The sequence below is a fragment of the Mycobacterium sp. genome (assembly GCF_046091765.1).
In the GTDB taxonomy this organism is placed as follows: Bacteria; Actinomycetota; Actinomycetes; order Mycobacteriales; family Mycobacteriaceae; genus Mycobacterium.
Map to the genome: position 1 here is coordinate 16750 of NZ_JBJTCF010000080.1, position 16850 is coordinate 33599.

Annotated in this window: 15 protein-coding genes and 1 pseudogene; 13 read left to right on the forward strand and 3 right to left on the reverse strand. The window is 71.3% G+C overall.

Annotated elements, in window-relative coordinates; all coding sequences use genetic code 11:
* The first annotated feature begins 17 nt into the window (after positions 1 to 17).
* The 8 genes and pseudogenes from ACKOB8_RS08235 to ACKOB8_RS08270 all read left to right on the forward strand — a co-directional run bounded on the left by ACKOB8_RS08235 (position 18) and on the right by ACKOB8_RS08270 (position 9008).
* Positions 18 to 2252 (forward strand): MMPL family transporter, encoded by a 2235-nt coding sequence (locus ACKOB8_RS08235; RefSeq protein WP_526376723.1) that lies wholly within the window; start codon positions 18 to 20, stop codon positions 2250 to 2252.
* Positions 2253 to 2261: 9 nt separating this feature from the next.
* On the forward strand, positions 2262 to 3323 hold the full coding sequence (locus ACKOB8_RS08240) for a type III polyketide synthase (protein WP_526376736.1): 1062 nt from the start codon (positions 2262 to 2264) through the stop codon (positions 3321 to 3323).
* A gap of 13 nt (positions 3324 to 3336) precedes the next feature.
* Positions 3337 to 3846 carry an isoprenylcysteine carboxyl methyltransferase family protein gene (locus ACKOB8_RS08245; protein WP_526376724.1) on the forward strand — a complete coding sequence of 170 codons (510 nt, stop codon included), beginning with the start codon at positions 3337 to 3339 and terminating at the stop codon, positions 3844 to 3846.
* Complete coding sequence (locus tag ACKOB8_RS08250) at positions 3843 to 4880, forward strand: NAD(P)/FAD-dependent oxidoreductase (protein WP_526376725.1); 1038 nt, start codon at positions 3843 to 3845, stop codon at positions 4878 to 4880. The genes ACKOB8_RS08245 and ACKOB8_RS08250 overlap by 4 nt, the downstream gene beginning before the upstream one ends.
* Complete coding sequence (gene pat, locus ACKOB8_RS08255) at positions 4880 to 5866, forward strand: acetyltransferase Pat (RefSeq protein ID WP_526376726.1); 987 nt, start codon at positions 4880 to 4882, stop codon at positions 5864 to 5866. The genes ACKOB8_RS08250 and pat overlap by 1 nt, the downstream gene beginning before the upstream one ends.
* Before the next feature lie 118 nt (positions 5867 to 5984).
* Positions 5985 to 7214, forward strand: a pseudogene (locus ACKOB8_RS08260) (IS1380 family transposase); the annotation flags it as partial.
* Positions 7215 to 7297: 83 nt separating this feature from the next.
* The gene (locus ACKOB8_RS08265; RefSeq protein ID WP_526376727.1) at positions 7298 to 7678 is read left to right on the forward strand and encodes a hypothetical protein; all 381 of its coding nucleotides are present in this window, start codon (positions 7298 to 7300) and stop codon (positions 7676 to 7678) included.
* Between the two features lie 250 nt (positions 7679 to 7928).
* On the forward strand, positions 7929 to 9008 hold the full coding sequence (locus ACKOB8_RS08270; protein WP_526376728.1) for a hypothetical protein: 1080 nt from the start codon (positions 7929 to 7931) through the stop codon (positions 9006 to 9008).
* A 191-nt stretch (positions 9009 to 9199) separates the two neighbouring features.
* Here the strand turns inward: ACKOB8_RS08270 and lpqN are convergent, their stop codons facing one another.
* The gene (gene lpqN, locus ACKOB8_RS08275) at positions 9200 to 9913 is read right to left on the reverse strand and encodes an envelope biogenesis lipoprotein LpqN (RefSeq protein WP_526376729.1); all 714 of its coding nucleotides are present in this window, start codon (positions 9911 to 9913) and stop codon (positions 9200 to 9202) included.
* A 121-nt stretch (positions 9914 to 10034) separates the two neighbouring features.
* Between lpqN and ACKOB8_RS08280 the strand changes: the two genes are divergently transcribed.
* The 4 genes from ACKOB8_RS08280 to arcA are packed head-to-tail and all read left to right on the forward strand — an operon-like array spanning position 10035 to position 13090.
* The gene (locus ACKOB8_RS08280) at positions 10035 to 10511 is read left to right on the forward strand and encodes a TspO/MBR family protein (RefSeq protein WP_526376730.1); all 477 of its coding nucleotides are present in this window, start codon (positions 10035 to 10037) and stop codon (positions 10509 to 10511) included.
* Positions 10460 to 11164, forward strand: coding sequence for a DUF5642 family protein (locus tag ACKOB8_RS08285; protein WP_526376731.1), 705 nt, complete (start codon positions 10460 to 10462; stop codon positions 11162 to 11164). Before ACKOB8_RS08280 ends, ACKOB8_RS08285 begins: the two co-directional genes overlap by 52 nt.
* 40 nt (positions 11165 to 11204) lie before the next feature.
* Positions 11205 to 11852 (forward strand): DUF5642 family protein, encoded by a 648-nt coding sequence (locus tag ACKOB8_RS08290; RefSeq protein WP_526376737.1) that lies wholly within the window; start codon positions 11205 to 11207, stop codon positions 11850 to 11852.
* 32 nt (positions 11853 to 11884) lie between these two features.
* Positions 11885 to 13090: an arginine deiminase gene (gene arcA / locus ACKOB8_RS08295; RefSeq protein ID WP_526376732.1), complete on the forward strand. Its 1206-nt coding sequence runs from the start codon at positions 11885 to 11887 to the stop codon at positions 13088 to 13090.
* Here the strand turns inward: arcA and ACKOB8_RS08300 are convergent.
* Positions 13087 to 14646, reverse strand: coding sequence for a dolichyl-phosphate-mannose--protein mannosyltransferase (locus tag ACKOB8_RS08300; protein ID WP_526376733.1), 1560 nt, complete (start codon positions 14644 to 14646; stop codon positions 13087 to 13089). The genes arcA and ACKOB8_RS08300 overlap by 4 nt on opposite strands.
* Positions 14647 to 14685: 39 nt before the next feature.
* Here ACKOB8_RS08300 and rsmI point away from each other — a divergent pair, with 39 nt between their 5' ends.
* The gene (gene rsmI / locus ACKOB8_RS08305; protein ID WP_526376734.1) at positions 14686 to 15522 is read left to right on the forward strand and encodes a 16S rRNA (cytidine(1402)-2'-O)-methyltransferase; all 837 of its coding nucleotides are present in this window, start codon (positions 14686 to 14688) and stop codon (positions 15520 to 15522) included.
* Here the strand turns inward: rsmI and ACKOB8_RS08310 are convergent.
* Entirely contained in the window at positions 15492 to 16751 is a 1260-nt protein-coding gene (locus ACKOB8_RS08310) for an aminodeoxychorismate synthase component I (protein ID WP_526376735.1), read from the reverse strand. The two genes, rsmI and ACKOB8_RS08310, sit on opposite strands and share 31 nt — an antisense overlap.
* Positions 16752 to 16850: the final 99 nt, after the last annotated feature.

Genomic DNA, 16850 nt, shown 5'->3' on the forward strand with positions numbered 1-16850 from the left:
AGATTCAGGAGGAGTTCGTGCTCGCCCTCATCGCCCGCATCGCCATCGGCGTGCCGCGGCTGATGATCCTCACGGCGGTGCTGATCGCGATCGCCGTCGGCGCTTTCGGGATACCGGTGGCCGAGAAGCTCTCGCCGAGCGGATTCCAGGACCCCAACGCCGAATCCTCGCGGGCGGCCAAGCTGCTCACCGAGAAGTTCGGTCAGGGTGACGTGCCGCTGGTGTTCGTGGTCACCGCACCCGACAGTGTCGATGGCCCGCAAGCCCGCGCGGTGGCCGGCGAGATCGTCGACGACCTCAAGCGCTCCGGTCATGTCGCCTCGATCGACTCCGCGTGGACCTCCCCGCCGCAGGCCGCCACCGCACTGATCAGTTCCGACCGCAAATCCGGCTTGATCGTCACCGGGGTGGTCGGTTCGGAGAGCCAGCAGCAGACCTACACCAAGGAACTGACCGACCGGCTCGTCGGGGAGCGCGACGGCGTCGTGGTGCGCGCCGGTGGAACAGCGATGGTCAACCTGCAGATCACCGAGCAGTCCAAGCGTGACCTGCTGCTGCTGGAAGCGATCGTGGTGCCGCTGAGCTTCATCGTGTTGATCTGGGTGTTCGGCGGCCTGTTCGCGGCGGCGCTACCGGTGCTGGTCGGGGTGATGGCGATCCTGGGCTCACTGGCGGTGCTGCGCGCCGTCACCTTCTTCACCGACGTGTCCATCTTCGCGCTGAACCTGGCGACCGCGATGGGGCTGGCGCTGGCCATCGACTACACCCTGCTGATGGTCAGCCGCTACCGCGACGAACTCGCCGAGGGCAGCACCCGCGCCGAGGCCGTCACCACGATGATGGTGACCGCTGGGCGCACCGTGCTGTTCTCGGCGGTCACCGTCGCGCTCTCGATGGCCGCGATGGTGGTGTTCCCGATGAGCTTCCTGCGGTCCTTCGCCTACGCCGGGGTGGCGACCGTGGCCTTCGCCGCGACGGCGGCGATCCTGGTCACACCCTCGGCGATCATGCTGATCGGCGACCGGCTCGACTCGTGGGACGTTCGCCGCGCCGTGCGCCGCCTGCTGGGCCGACCGGACCCCGCGGAGCTTCCCGTTTACAAGCAGTTCTGGTATCGCTCAACGGAATTCGTGATGAAGCGCGCCGTGCCGATCGGGGTGGCGACGGTGGCGGTGCTGATCATGCTGGGGCTGCCCTTCCTCGGTGTGCGCCCGGGCTTCCCCGATGACCGGGTGCTTCCCACCTCGGCGTCGGCGCATCAGGTCGGAGATCTGCTGCGGGCCGACTTCGCCATCGACACCGATTCGGAGGTCCGCATCGTCATCCCGGACTCCAACGGCTTGGACCCCGTGGCGGTCAGCCGCTACGCCGCGGAGCTGTCGAAGGTGCCCGACGTGACGTCGGTGTCCGCGCCGGCCGGCGCCTTCGTCAGCGGCGCGCTTACCGGGCCGCCGGTGGCCGCCACCGGGGTGGCGGAAGGCTCCACGCTGCTCACCGTCGGCAACTCCCTGCCGCTGTTCTCCGAGGCCTCCGAGACCCTGCTGGACCGGCTGCGCGCCGTTGACCCGCCGGGCGGGCGGGCGGTGGAGTTCGCCGGACTGGCCCAGACCAACCGCGACAGCGTCGATGCGATCCTGTCCCGGCTGCCGCTGGCGCTGGGCCTGATCGCCGTCATCATGCTGGTGCTGCTGTTTTTGCTGACCGGCAGCGTGGTGCTGCCGGTCAAGGCGCTGATCCTCAACCTGCTGTCGCTGAGCGCGGCGTTCGGGTCGATGGTGTGGATCTTCCAGGAGGGGCATCTGGGCGCGCTGGGCACCACGCCCACCGGGACGCTGGTGTCCAACATGCCGGTGCTGCTGTTCTGCATCGCCTTCGGACTGTCGATGGACTACGAGGTGTTCCTGGTGGCCCGGATCCGGGAGTTCTGGCTCGACTCCTCGAAGACCGCGGACGCCCACGAGGAGAGCGTCGCGCTGGGCCTGGCGCGCACCGGCCGGGTGATCACCGCCGCCGCGCTGATCATGGCGATCACCTTCGCCGGGCTGGTCGCGGCGAAGGTGGCGGTGATGCGGATGTTCGGGGTGGGACTGACGTTGGCGGTGCTGATGGACGCCACCCTGGTGCGGCTGGTGCTGCTGCCCGCGTTCATGCAGGTGATGGGCAGATGGAACTGGTGGGCACCCAAACCCCTGGTCAAGCTGCACCGGGTGCTGGGAATCAGCGAGTCTGGCCCGGCCCGGCATACTGGTTGAGTGACACCCATCAGCGTGATCGCGGGCGTGCAGGGCGCACTCCCGCCGTATCGCTACAGCCAGTCCGAGATCACCGAGGCGTTCGCCGCTGACGCGGTGTTCGCCGGCTGCGCGGACATCCTGCGCAGCCTGCACCGCTCGGCGAAGGTGAACTTCCGTCACCTGGTGCTGCCGATGGAGCGCTACCCGACGCTGACCGACTTCGGCGAGGCCAACCAGATCTACATCGAGCACGCCGTCGAGTTGGGCTGCCAGGCCCTCTCGGCCGCGCTCGAGGAGGCCAGGCTGCGGCCCGCCGACGTCGACGTGATCATGTCGACCACGGTGACCGGCATCGCGGTGCCCTCGATCGACGCCCGCATCGCCCTGCGGCTGGGCCTGCGCCCCGACGTGCGCCGGGTGCCGATGTTCGGTCTGGGCTGCGTGGCCGGCGCCGCCGGGGTCGCCCGGCTGCACGACTACCTGCGCGGCGCACCCGACAGCGTTGCGGCGCTGGTGTCGGTGGAGCTGTGCTCGCTGACCTTTCCCGCGCTGCGCCCGGAGGTCGCGGGGTTGGTCGGCAGCGCGCTGTTCGGTGACGGTGCGGGTGCGGTGGTCGCGGCCGGGGAGCGTCGCGCCGAGCGGATCGATGCCGCCGGTCCCGAGGTTCTCGACACCCGAAGCCATCTCTACCCGGACTCCGAACGCACCATGGGCTGGGATGTCGACGCCTCCGGGTTGCGGCTGGTGCTCTCGCCCGATGTGCCCGAGGTGGTGCGCCGCTACCTGCCCGACGACGTCGCCGGGTTGCTCGGCGCGCACGGGCTGAGCGTCGCAGACATCGACGTCTGGGTCAGCCATCCCGGCGGGCCGAAGGTGATCGAGGCGATCGAGGAGAGCCTCGATCTGCCCGCCGACGCCCTCGAGCTGACCTGGCGGTCGCTGGCCGACGTCGGCAACATGTCGTCCTCGTCGGTGCTGCACATCCTGCGCGACACCATCGCCAAACGGCCGCCCGCCGGCAGCCCGGCGGTGATGATGGCGATGGGGCCCGGATTCTGCGCCGAGCTGTTGCTGCTGCGCTGGCGCTGAACGGTTCTCGCCGATGCTCTGGTACGTGCTGCTGCTGGCGGCGATCGCCGCCGAGCGCGTCGCCGAACTCGTGGTGTCCCGGCGCAACCTGGCCTGGAGCCGGGCGCGCGGCGGGGTCGAGTTCGGCGCCGGGCACTACCCGGCGATGGTCGTGCTGCACACCGCGCTGCTGGCTGGGTGTCTTATCGAGGTGATCGTCTTTCACCGCCCGTTCCTGCCCGCGCTGGGCTGGTCGATGCTGGCGGTCGTGGTCGCCGCCCAGGGCCTTCGGTGGTGGTGCGTGAGCACCCTGGGTCCGCAGTGGAACACCCGGGTGGTCGTCGTTCCCGGCGCGGCGCGTATCGACGACGGCCCCTACCGGTTCATCGCGCACCCCAACTACGTCGCCGTCGTCGCGGAGGGAATCGCGCTGCCGCTGGTGCACACGGCATGGATCACCGCGCTGGTTTTCACCGTGCTCAATGCCGCCCTGCTGCGAACCCGGATCCGCACTGAGAACACCGCGCTGGGGGCGCTCGCATGAGCGGCGCCACGATCGACCTGATCGTCGCCGGCGCCGGACCGGCCGGGCTGGTGACCGCCACCCACGCCGCCCGCGCCGGTCTGGAGGTGACGGTGGTGGACCGCAGGCGCGGGCCGATCGACAAGGCCTGCGGCGAGGGCCTGATGCCGCACACCGTCGCGCAGCTGACCGAGCTCGGTATTCCGCTGCGGGGCAAGCCGTTTCGGGGGATCAGTTACCTCGACGAGGCACGCCGGGTGGACGCCGACTTCCGCAGCGGCTGGGGAATGGGCGTGCGCCGTACCGTGCTGCACGAGGCCCTGCAGGACGCCGCACGCGACGCCGGCGCGCGCATCATCCGCGCCGATGTCGGTGAGGTCAGCCAGGACGCCGAGTCGGTGGTCTGCGGACAGCTGCGGGGACGTTACCTCGCCGCCGCCGACGGCCTGCACTCGCCGATCCGGCGCACGCTGGGACTGGATCGACCCGCCGGCCGACGCCGGCGCTGGGGCATCCGGCGCCACTTCCGGACCGACCCGTGGAACGAGCGCGTCGAGGTCTACTGGGCACCCGAGTCCGAGGTCGGCGAGGCCTACGTCACCCCGGTCGCCGACGACTGCGTGGGGGTGGCGATCCTCACCTCCCGCCAGGGCGGCTTCGACGAGCAACTCGGCGCGTTTCCCGCGCTGGCCGCGCGGCTGCGCGGACTCGAGCACGGCAGCGACCGGGCGGCCGGCCCGCTGCGCCAGCGGGTGGCCGGGCGGGTGGCCGGGCGGGTGATGCTCGTCGGGGATGCCGCCGGCTACGTCGACGCGCTGACCGGCGAGGGTCTGGGGATCGCGTTCGGCGCCGCCGAACTGGTGGTGCAGTCCGTGCTCGCCGACGACCCGGAAGGCTACGACCGGCGGTGGCGGCGGATGTCGCGCCGGTATCGCGCACTCACCGCGGGGCTGCTGCACGCCAGCGGTTTCGCCCCGGCGCGCTCGATGATCGTGCCGGCGGCCAGTGCGCTGCCGGGTGCGTTCCGCGGCATCGTCAACCTGCTGGCGTCCTGATGGGCGCGGAGGTCACGGCGGCCGACCTGGCCGCGATGGAGATCTTCGAGGGCCTGCCCGCCGCGCAACTCGATCCGCTCGCCGGGCGTCTGCACGCGCTGCAGGCCGACACCGGTGCGGTGCTGATGCGCGAGGGTGAACCCGCGGAGTCCTTCGTCCTGATCCACTCCGGTGCGGCGGAGATCTGCCACACCGGCGAGGACGGGCCGCCGGTGACCGACGCGGTCGGTGCGGGGGCGATCGTCGGCGAGATCGCGCTGCTGCGCGACAAGCCGCGCACCGCCACCGTCACCGCCACCGAACCGCTGTCGGGCTACCTCGGCGACGCCGCCGCGTTCGCCGCGATGGCCGATCTGCCCGGGGTCAGCGAGCGCCTGGTCCGCACCGCCCGTCAGCGGCTGGCCGCGTTCATCACGCCGATCCCGGTGGACTTCGCCGACGGAACCGAACTGCTGCTGCGCCCGGTGCTGCCCGGCGACAGCGCCCGCTCCACCCATCCGGCGGTGGATTTCTCCACCGAGACCCTCTACCGGCGGTTCCTGTCCACCCGCGCGCCCACCGCGGCGCTGATGGGCTACCTCTTCCAGGTCGACTACGTCGACCACTTCGTGTGGGTGCTGGCCGCCGGCGAGAACGGCCCGGTGGTCGCCGACGCGCGTTTCGTGCGCAACGTCGAAGACCCGGCGGTGGCCGAGGTGGCCTTCATCGTGGCCGACGACTACCAGGGCCGCGGGATCGGCAGCTTCCTGATGGACGCGCTGATCGTGGCTGCCCGGGTGGGCGGGGTGCACCGTTTCACCGCCCGCCTGCTGGCCGAGAACGCCCCGATGCACGCGATCCTCGACCGCTTCGACGGTCAGTGGCAGCGCGACGAACCCGGCGTGGTGACCACGGAGTTCGCCGTGGGCGACTCGGTGCGCATCGACACCGATCTCGCCGAGCGGATCCGGTGCATGGCCCGGCAGGTGATGCGCGCGATCGGCTAGCCCGGATTTTTCACGGAATTCCCATGTAGCTGGGTGTTGATACGCGAAAGTGCCTGTCCTGCAACGGATAATCGGATTTGTCTACGATTCGATCGTCCAGCGGGAAGGCACTTCGCAAGTGAAGGATATCGCAGCGGTTTCGCGGGTGAAAGTCTCTGGCGATGGCCGTGGTGTGGTGTCGCATGCCGGGATGGGGCTGCTGCGGGAACTGGCCGATCTGACCGGGCTGTCCGCCCAGGTCACAGACGTTTTGGCCGACACCTACAAGGGGCCGTGGACCCACGCCCCGGGTGCGGTGTTCGCCGATCTGGCCGCGGCGGTGGCCGACGGGGCGGACTGCATCGACGGGATCGGGCAGCTGTGCGCCGATCGCGAGCATGTCTTCGGGCCCAAGGCCTCCACCACCACGATGTGGCGACTCGTTGACCAGCGCATCGACGCGGTACACCTGCCGAAGATCCGCGCTGCCCGCGCTGCGGCGCGGGCGGCGGCCTGGGCGGCCGGAGCCGCTCCACCGGCGGGTGCGCCGCTGTACATCGACATCGACGCCACCCTGGTCATCGACCATTCCGACAACAAACAAGACGCCGCCCCGACGTGGAAGAAGTCCTTCGGACATCACCCGCTGCTGGCGTTTGTCGACCGCCCCGAGATCGCCGGCGGGGAAGCGGTGGCTGGGCTGCTGCGGGCCGGCAACGCCGGGTCCAACACCGCCGCCGATCACATCAGCGTCCTGGACCAGGCGCTGGCCTCGCTGCCGGCCCGGTGGCGTCCTGACCCCGACGATCCGGGCGCAGCGGCGGTGGTGGTGCGCTCCGATACCGCCGGGGCGACCCACCGCTTCGCCTCAGCCTGCCGCGAGCGGGGGGTCGGGTTCTCCTTCGGGTTTCCCGTCGATGCCCGCGTCTGGGACGCCGTGGACACCCTCAACCTCGCCGAGGGCTGGTACCCGGCCATCGACGCCGGCGGTGAGATCCGCGACGGGGCGTGGGTGGCCGAGGCCACCACCCTGGTCAACCTGGCGACCTGGCCGGTGCTGCGCAAAGAACGCCCACATCCGGGAGCCCAGCTGCGCTTCACCGACATCGACGGCATGCGCATCACCGCGTTCATCACCGACACCCCACCCGCAGCGGTGCCCGGACAGCTCGCCGGCCTGGAACTGCGCCATCGCCAGCACGCCCGCGTCGAGGACCGCATCCGCGAGCTCAAAGCCGCCGGGCTGGCCAACCTGCCCTGCCACGGCTTCGACGCCAACGCCGCCTGGCTGGAGATCGTGCTGGCCGCCGCGGACCTGGTCGCCTGCGCCCAACTCATCGCCTTCAGCCACGCCCCTGAGCTGGCCCGCCAATCAGGTGGTCCCATCACCCTGGCAAACGACACCATTCCGGCGTAACATCCAAACGACGGCACAACAGGTAGGGGTCGTCAATGTCAAAGTTTCGTGTCTACGGTTTCGTAGCCGGCGCGGCCGCACCGGCGATGTTGTTCCTCGGCGGGGGAACCGCGCACGCCAGCATCGGCGTGAGCGCCAGGTCCGCTCCCGGCGGCGTCGACGTATTCGTCAGCTCGTGGGCGGGCGATAGCCCTCCGATCAGCGGCTGGTGCACCTACACCTCGGTCGTGCAGGGCGACCCGTTCGGTAAACCCCTGCCTGCATTCAATGTCCCGTTCTATTTGGCGCCGGGAGGTTCCTCACGGCTGTGGTTTCCGAGCTACCCGACCGGTTCGACGTGGGACATCAGCGTGACCTGTCCCGGTCCCGGTGGCGGTGAGGCCCGGATGACCGAGTCGACCACCGTTGTTTGGTGAGGTGAGGACCTGCAACCGGGCGTAAACCCGTGGTCCGCGGTGTGTCCGACCGCCTGATCTGAATGTGGTTGCAGGGTGGGACGGGCCGGGCACCGCGGGCCGACACATGTCCGCCGGTCGCTCAGGTAGGTCACGAGGGCGAGCACTCCCAAAGTCCCCCGAAAAAAGTGTGCGTCCGGACACCGTCGGTTGCACCTTCTGGTGGGAGCGGCCCACCTCTAGGGAGCGAACACCGGTAAGGAGAATGTCCATGAACACCATCGCCGTCATCACCGGAGTGTTGTTGATCGTGCCCGGCGCACTTTTGATCGTCTACGGCGTCCGGAACATCCTGAACTGGATGGCGAAGTTTGATTCCTCGGCGATTTTCGAATCGTCGTTTCTCGAAGGTCCCCGACCGTTCAGCATTCCCGCCGACGGAACCTACGACATCTGGATCAAAGTACCGCGGTTCAAAGTGAACGCCCTGGCCGACTGGGCCCCAGAGATCAGGGGTGCGAACGGCGGCCCACCGGTGAGACTCACCGGATCCCTGTTCCGCACCAACATGATGCGCGGGTCGGTCTTCACGATGAAGGTGGCGACCTTCAGCGCACCGCGCGGAACCTATCTTCTCGGACTTGTGCCCGCCGCCAGCGCCGCGCGGTATGCAGGAATCAGCGGGCTGGTGGCGCCGTTCGAGAGGATGCTCGGGCGTGCGGCGGCGTCGACGTCCTGGCCCAAGGCCGATCCGGCGCAATGTCACCTCCAGGTGCGCGACGCGCGCAGCACGTCGACGGCGTGGCTATTCAAAGGGATACTCCCGATCCTGCTCGGCGCGTGGCTCGTCTTCGGCGGCCTCGCCGGGGGCGCGGTGGGCCTCGCCCGCGCGGACAACGACGCTGCGCCGGGTCCCCAATGCGATTCCGGCGCCTTGGCGGACTTCACCCGTTCCTTTGCCGCCGCCGCGGCGGGGTCACTGAACCAGGCGCAGACCGGCCTCGGTGTCAGGCTGGATCCGGTGCCCGACGACGGCGCCGGCGAAGGTGGCGAATATCGCGGCCGGCCATTACCCGGCAGCGCCTACGCGACGTTGATCGAGAGCATCGACTTACGTGTGGATCCCCAGCGGGGCACGATTGCCGCCTTGGTGGCAACGATGCAACCCGACGTCTGCTATTCCATGCCGAGCGTCACCGCACAATTCGGCAAGGCCGCAGGCGTCGACATCCCGCCGTCCCAGACCGGCAAGACCATCGCCCTGCGGTACCCCGTCAGCGGTCACACCCTGTCGTTCGGTTTCGGGCCCAGCCCCGAATACCGGCTGGTGTCCGTCTCGGTTCTGCTCTGAGCTCGAATCGCGTCATGCCCTGCAACCTCTGCAGCGATTCACTCCCGGGTGCGGTGCCGATCACGACTCCGCCCCACCCCGGCGACACGGGACGGCCAAACACACCCCAAAACCAAAACCCCCACCCCTCAGCGATATTCAGAGCCCAGCGACCCCGAACCCCACCGCCGCGAAAAATCGAGGCTAGCCCGTCAGACGGTGATGGTCGTCTTCTCGTTGATCACCTTCGCGGCGTCGAGGACCACCTGATCCTGTCCGAGCGGGGCGTCGGCGTTGATTTGCAGCACGAAGATCCCGCCGTCCTTGGCCGGGATGACGACGGTCTTCTGGGCGATGTAACGCCGGACCTCACCGGCGAGGTAGGACGCCTGGAACTGGATGGCCTCGAAGCCGCTGAGCGTGCTCTTCTGGATTTCGCCGTCCTGCTCGTAGCCCGGCAGGTTCTGCAGCAGACCCGGCGCGTACTCGAGCACCTTGGCCGGATCGACGTTCCCGGTCAGCTTGGAGACGATCGCGGTCATGAACGGCGGGTCGGCCGGATCCTCGGCCTTGTCGTAGATGATCGCGCCGTAGGCCCACTCCGGCTTGCGAGGACCGGCCGCCTTCCAGTCCGGGGGCATCGGGAAGTCGAACGTCGGCGAATCGGCGTCGCCCTGCTTGACCGCGGTCTCGACGATCTTGTTCTGGTCGACGTAGTCGGCGATCGTCATGTTCGGCCCCGACGGGCGATCCGGCACCGCCAGGCCCGACGTGGCCGTGGTGGCCTGCGTGGCCGACGCCGCCGACGGGGACGACTCGGTCGCGGTCTTGGTGGCGCTGCTGCATCCGGTCAACGCCACGGCCAGCGTGACCGCGCACGCCCCGAGGGTTGCCGCCGCCGACCGTCGCTTGATCGCGTTCGTCATCGCGCTGAGATCTCCTTGTCCGCGGGTCGCCCGACCCGGCCGACTGCACAGGAGCCTAGTGCCTGGCGGTGCGGCGCGCCGAACGCGAATCCCCGCCGGATTCGGCGGTAGCTTGAGGGACGTGGGAAAGGCGATCCTCGGCACGGGTCTGGCCACCGCGGCGGCGGCGGTAGCGGGCAGCCTGGCCAGCCGCGGCGGGGTGCAGGGGTGGTACCAGACGATCCGCAAACCGGGCTACGTGCCGCCCAACGCGGTCTTCCCGATCGCCTGGACCGCGCTGTACGCCGACATCGCCGCCACCTCGGCGGCGGCGATCAACCGGTTCCGCGAGCAGGGCCGCGACGGCGAGGCCCGGGCCTACATCGCCGCGCTGGGCACCAACCTGGTTCTCAACGCCGGGTGGAGCTGGCTGTTCTTCGGCAAGCAGCGGCTGGGGACCTCGGCGATCGCCGCCGGGGTGCTCGCCGCCAGCAGCGCCGACCTCGCGCGGCGGGCCGGCCGGGCCGACGCCACCCTGGGCGCGGCCCTGGCCCCGTATCCGCTGTGGTGCGGGTTCGCCACCGTCATGTCCTGCGATATCTGGCGGCTCAACCGCTGAGCGGCCGACGCGCCCCGCTGACCGCTCTGCTGGCGACCGCGTGGCTGGGCGGGTGCGGGTCGGCGCCCGCACCGCCGCCGTCGAGCAGCCCGCCCGCCGGGCGGGTCAACCCCGCCGCCGTCGTCGCCGTCGGTCCGGCGCTGCCGAGCGGATACGAGGTCGCCGGTCTGGACGGACCGATCAGCGCCGCGGCGCTGATCGGGTTCGGGCCGGGCTGGACGGCCGACCCGGCGCGCTGCAAGGGCCTCGCCGACCCGGCACCGGCCGACCCGGCCGCGCGCGGGCTGTCGGCCTCCGGAGCGGGCGGCACGGTGTTCGTCGCGGCGGCCGTGGCACCCGCCGGTCCCGATCCCGCGCTGATCGCTGAATGTTCCACCTGGGCAATGACGTTCGTCCACACCAGCGCCGTCGTCACCCAGATTCCGCCGCCGCGCATCGAGGGCGCGCAGACGCTGGCCTGGCGGGCGGTAGCCAAGACCGTCGTCGAAGCGGGCTCGCAGACCGACTCCGAGGCGACCGCGGCGTTCGCCTTCCTCGACGGACACGTCGCGTTCGCCGTGCTGGTCACTAATCCTGGCTCGGCGGAGCCGCCACTGGACGCCCGTTTCGTTGACGAACTGCTGGCCGACACCGTCGCCGCGGTGCGCCGGTGAGCGCCGCGCGGTCAGTAGCGTGGTCGCGGTGCTGACCCGGGTGCTCTCCAGCGGCCTGTGTGTCGGGCTGTGCGTGGGGTTGCTGGCCGGTTGCGCCCGGCCCGGACCGACGGCCGACCTCGCCGGGATCTCCGCGGTCACGACCAGCTTCGGTCCGCAGTTCACGGTGACCGAGGTCGCTCCGACCGGCATCGATCCGGCCCTGCTGGCCGGGCAGCCGCTGCCCGACGGGCTGCGCTTCGATCCGCCCGGCTGCGCGCGGCTGGCTACCGCCCGACCGGTCCCGCCGGGCACCGAGGGCAACATGGCCGCGGTGTCCGCCGAGGGCGAGGGCAACCGGTTCATCGTCTTCGCCGTCGAGACCAGCGTCCCGATCCCGGTCGACAAACCCGAATCCGGCTGCACCAGAGTCGCTTTCGCCGGCGATACCGTGCGGGGCACGGTGGAACAGGTGCAGGCACCCGAGATCGACGGCGCCCAGACCCTCGGTGTGCACCGGGTGGTGCAGACGATGGTCGAGGGCAGCGCGCGCACCGGCGAGCTCTACAGCTACTCCGCGCACTTCGGTGACTACCAGGTGATCGTCTCGGCCAACCCGCTGGTGGTGCCCGGCACCCCGGTGCGGCCGGTCGACACCCGGCGCGCCCGCGACCTGTTGGTCGCCGGGGTCAACGCGGTGCGCCGCTGAATCGGCTGGGCGGGCAACGATACGGTGCTGGCATGACCGCTACCCCCGGCGTCGACTCGGAGGTCGGCACGCTGCGCACGGTCATCCTGCACCGGCCCGGTGCGGAACTGAAGCGGATCACCCCGCGCAACAACGACGCCCTGCTCTTCGACGGCGTGCCGTGGGTCGCCCGGGCCCAGCAGGAGCACGACGGGTTCGCCGACCTGCTGCGCGCGCGCGGCGTGGAGGTGCTGCTACTGGCCGACCTGCTCGTCGAGGCGCTCGCCAGCGGTGCGGCGCGGATGCAGGGCATCACGGCGGCAGTGGACTCCAGCAGGCTGGGTTCGGCTCTGGCGCAGGAACTTTCGGCATACCTGCGCGGCGTCGCCCCCGGTGATCTGGCGCAGGTGCTGATGGCGGGTATGACGTTCACCGAGCTGCCCTTCGGCGCCCGTGAGGACTCCTCGCTGGTGCGCCGCATGCACCGCGGTTCGGATTTCGTCATCGATCCGCTGCCCAACCTGATGTTCACCCGGGACTCGTCGTTCTGGATCGGGCCGCGGTTCGCGATCACCTCGCTGGCCTTGGCGGCCCGGGCGCGGGAGACCTCGCTGACCGACCTGATCTACGCCCACCACCCGCGCTTCCTCGGGGTGCGCCGGGCCTACGAGTCGCACACCGCCCCGGTGGAGGGCGGTGACGTGCTGCTGCTGGCTCCCGGCGTCGTCGCGGTCGGGGTGGGGGAGCGCACCACCGCGGCCGGCGCGGAGGCGTTGGCGCGCAGCCTCTTCGATGACGACCTCGCGCACACCGTGCTGGCGGTGCCGATCGCCCAGGAGCGCGCGCAGATGCACCTGGACACGGTGTGCACGATGGTCGACGTCGACGCGATGGTGATGTACCCGGCGATCACCGACAGACTGTCGGCATTCGCCCTGCGGCGCACCGCCGACGGCATCCGGATCGGCGACGAGGCGCCGTTCGTGCGGGCTGCTGCCGAGGCGATGGGAATCGAGCGGCTGCGGGTCATCGACACCGGACTGGACCCGGTCACCGCCGAGCGCGAGCAGTGGGACGACGGCAACAACACGCTCGCGCTGGCGCCCGGGGTGGTCGTCGCCTACGAACGCAACACCGAGACCAACGCCCGGCTGCGGGACGCCGGGATCGAGGTGCTGGAGGTGGCGGCCTCCGAGCTGGGCACCGGGCGCGGCGGACCGCGGTGCATGTCCTGCCCGGTCGCGCGCGATCCCGGCTAACGCCAGCTCGGCAGCCAGATCTGCATGCCCCAGGTCGACTGCGAGATCGGCAGCCCGGTGAGGATCGGGAACAGCCAGGCGAAGTTGGTGATCACCAGCGCCAGGTAGCCGCAGACCACCAGCACGCCCAGCGTGCGCCGCTCGGCGCCGCCGTCGGGCCGGTCGCGCTGGTAGAGGATGTCGCCGAGGATCAGAGCGATCGCCATCACCAGGAACGGCGCCATCGGCACCGTGTAGAAGAAGTACATCTGCCGGTCGATCGCGGCGAACCACGGCAACCATCCCGCGCAGTAGCCCACCAGCACGACGGCGTAGCGCCAGTCCGCGCGCACGAAAGCCCGCCACGCGGCGTAGAGCAGCACCGGGACGGCCAGCCACCACATCGCCGGCGTGCCCACCAGCATGATCGCCTTGACGCAGGAGGCCGCACCACAGCCGGGCACGTTCTCGTCGTCGATCGCGTAGAGCACCGGCCGCAGCGACATCGGCCACGTCCAGGGCTTGGACTCCCACGGGTGGTGGTTGCCGGCGGCGTTGGTCAGCGAGGAGTGGAAGTGATACGCCTTGTAGGTGTAGTGCCACAGTGAGCGCAGCGCGTCGGGCGGCTGGAACCACTGCCGCTCGCCGATGGACTGGCCGGCCTCGTAGCGGTTGATCGCCGTCTCCGAGGCGAACCACGGCGCGTAGGCCAGCAGGTACAGCGCGGGCGGGATCACCCCGAAGACGTAGGCCACCGGACCGGCATCCCGCCGCAGCACCCCCCGCCAGGGCCGCGGCACCCGGTAGGCGCGCCGGGCGGCGACGTCGAGGCCCAGCGACAGCAGTGCGAAGAACACCACGTAGTACAGCCCCGACCACTTCGTCGCACAGGCCAGCCCCAGCAGCACCCCGGCGCCGAACCGCCACCACCGCACACCCAGCCGCGGGCCCCACGGCGTCTCGGCGATGCGGCCCTCGGCCAGCGCCGCATCCAGGCGTTGGCGGACCTGGTCGCGGTCGACCATCAGCGCGCCGAACGCCGCGACGACGAACACCGCCAGGAAACCGTCGAGCAGCGCGGTGCGTGCCGACACGAAGCTGACCCCGTCGCAGACGAGCAGCAGACCCGCGATGGCCCCGATGATCGTCGAGCGGCTGATCCGGCGCACGATGCGCATCACCAGCGCCACCAGCACGACCCCGAAGATCGCCCCGATGAACCGCCAGCCCAGCCCGGAGTAGCCGAACAGCGCCTCCCCGGCGGCGATCAGCTGCTTGCCCAGCGGCGGATGCACCACCAGCCCGTAGCCGGGGTTGTCCTCCACCCCGAAGTTGTGCAGCACCTGCCAGGCCTGCGGGGCGTAGTGCTTCTCGTCGAACAGCGGGGTGCCGTCGTCGGTGGGCGAACCCAGGTTCAAAAACCGCGTCACCGCCGCCAGCGCGCACACCACCGCGGTGGCCGCCCAGCCGTCCAGGCGGTCGACCGGTCCGAAGTCGGCGGCCGGCACCAGCGGGCCCGGGCTGATGACGGGGACCTCGCGCCCGGGCGCGGGGCGGTCATCGGTCAGGGTGCTCATCGGTAGCGATCGTAGGCTCTGGGTCATGGGCGCTGCGTCATGACGGCTGGTCGCCTCGTGCTCGGCGCCACGCCGCTGGGCCGGCCCGCCGACGCGTCCGCCCGCCTGGTCGAGGCGCTGGGCACCGCCGACGTGGTGGCTGCCGAGGACACCCGCCGGGTGCGCGCCCTGGCCCGCGCGCTGGGCGTGACGATCCGCGGCCGGGTGCTCAGCCTCTATGACGCCAACGAGGCGGCCCGGGTGCCCGCCCTGCTCGAGGACCTGGCCGCCGGCGCGACCGTGCTGGTGGTCAGCGACGCCGGGACGCCGCTGATCAACGACCCCGGCTACCGGCTGGTCAGCGCCTGCGCGGCGGCCGGGGTGGCGGTGACGTGCCTGCCCGGGCCGTCGGCGGTCACCACCGCGCTGGCCGTCTCGGGTCTGCCCACCGACCGGTTCTGCTTCGAGGGCTTCCCCCCGCGCGGCACCTCGGCGCGCCGGCGGTGGCTGAGCGGGTTGGCCGCCGAGGCGCGCACGGTGGTGTTCTTCGAGTCGCCGCGGCGGCTGGCGGGCCTGCTGCGCGACGCCGTCGAGGTCCTCGGCGCGCAGCGCCGCGCGGTGGTGTGCCGGGAGCTGACCAAGGAGCACGAGGAGATCCGCCGGGGGATGCTCGCCGAACTGGCCGAGTGGGCGGGCGAGGGTGTGCTCGGTGAGATCACCGTCGTGCTCGCCGGTGCCTCAGCGCCTGTCGACATCGCCGCGCTGGTGACCGAGGTCGGCGCGCTGGTGGACACCGGGATGCGGGTCAAGGACGCGTGCGCGCAGGTGGTGGCCGACCACCCCGGGGCGGTGTCGCGGCGCGCGCTCTACGAGGCCGTGCTGCAGGCGCGGGGCTGACCGGTCAGCGGGCCGACGATCGGGGCGGCCTTGTCCAGGCACTCCTGCCACTCGGCGGCGGGGTCGGAGTCGGCGGTGATCCCGCCCCCGACCCCGAGCACCGCGCCGCCGTGCGCGTCGAACTCCACCGTGCGGATGGCCACGTTGAGCTCGCAGCCCGCCACCGGTGAGGCCAGCCCCACCGTGCCGCAGTAGACGCCCCGCCGTCGCGGCTCCCACTGCGAAAGTAGTTGCCGCGCAGCGACTTTGGGGGTCCCGGTGACTGAGGCCGGCGGGAAGGCGGCCTCCAGCAGGGCTGCGGTCGGCAGGTCAGGGGACACCCGCGCCGACACCGTCGAGACCAGATGCCACACCCCGGGGGCGGGGCGCACCGCGAGCAGTTCGGGCACGCCCACCGAGCCGGTGTCGGCGACGCGGCCGAGATCGTTGCGCACCAGGTCGACGATCATGATGTTCTCGGCCACGTCCTTGGTCGAGGCCCGCAGCCGCGCGGCCGGCAGGTGCAGCGGCAGGGTGCCCTTGATCGGGCTGGAGTCCACCCGCTCGCCCACCCGGCGCAGGAACAGCTCCGGGGACAGCGACGCCACCGCCCCCCACCGGCCGGCCAGGTAGGCCGCCCGCGCCGGGGCGGTGCGCTCGACGGTGTCGGCGAAGAACTCCAGTGGGCAGCCGGACACCTCGCCGGTGAACTGCGTGCACACACACGCCTGGTAGACCTCGCCGGCGCCGATCGCCTCCAGGCAGGCCAGCACGCCGGCGCGATGGGCGTCGAAATCCGGCCGCCGCCAGGTGATCTCGCAGTACCCGCGGGCCGGGGTGCGGGCCAGGGCCGCCGACAGCCAGCGCGGCGGGCCGGTGCCGTCCAGGCTCTCGAACCACCAGCACCCCTCGGTGTCGAGGCGCAGCACGCAGTCGGTCCAGCCACCCGCGGCGACGGGCACGCGCGGCGGTGCGGCGTCCGCGCCGGGGTCGGGGTAGGACAGGTAGCCGATCCAGCCGCCGCCCACACCGCAGCCGCCGCCGACACTGCCGCCGCCGGGGCGCACATCGAACACGGTGGCCGGGTCGACCGCGCGCACCTCGACGCTGGGCGCGATCACCGCGGCCGCACCGAACCACTCGCCGGTCAGGGCCGCCGGTGCGGGCAGCCGCCGCCGGCGGGCGCCGGCGGCCACCGCGCGCAGCACCCCGGCGGGCGAACCCAGCGCGCCCAGCCGCTCCGTCAGCATCCACCTAGCTTGGTCCCCTGCGCGAGCAGACGCAAAGTGCTCCCGACACGCCGCGGAAAGGGGGGGTTTACGTCTGCTCGCGCAGGGGACCAAGCTAGG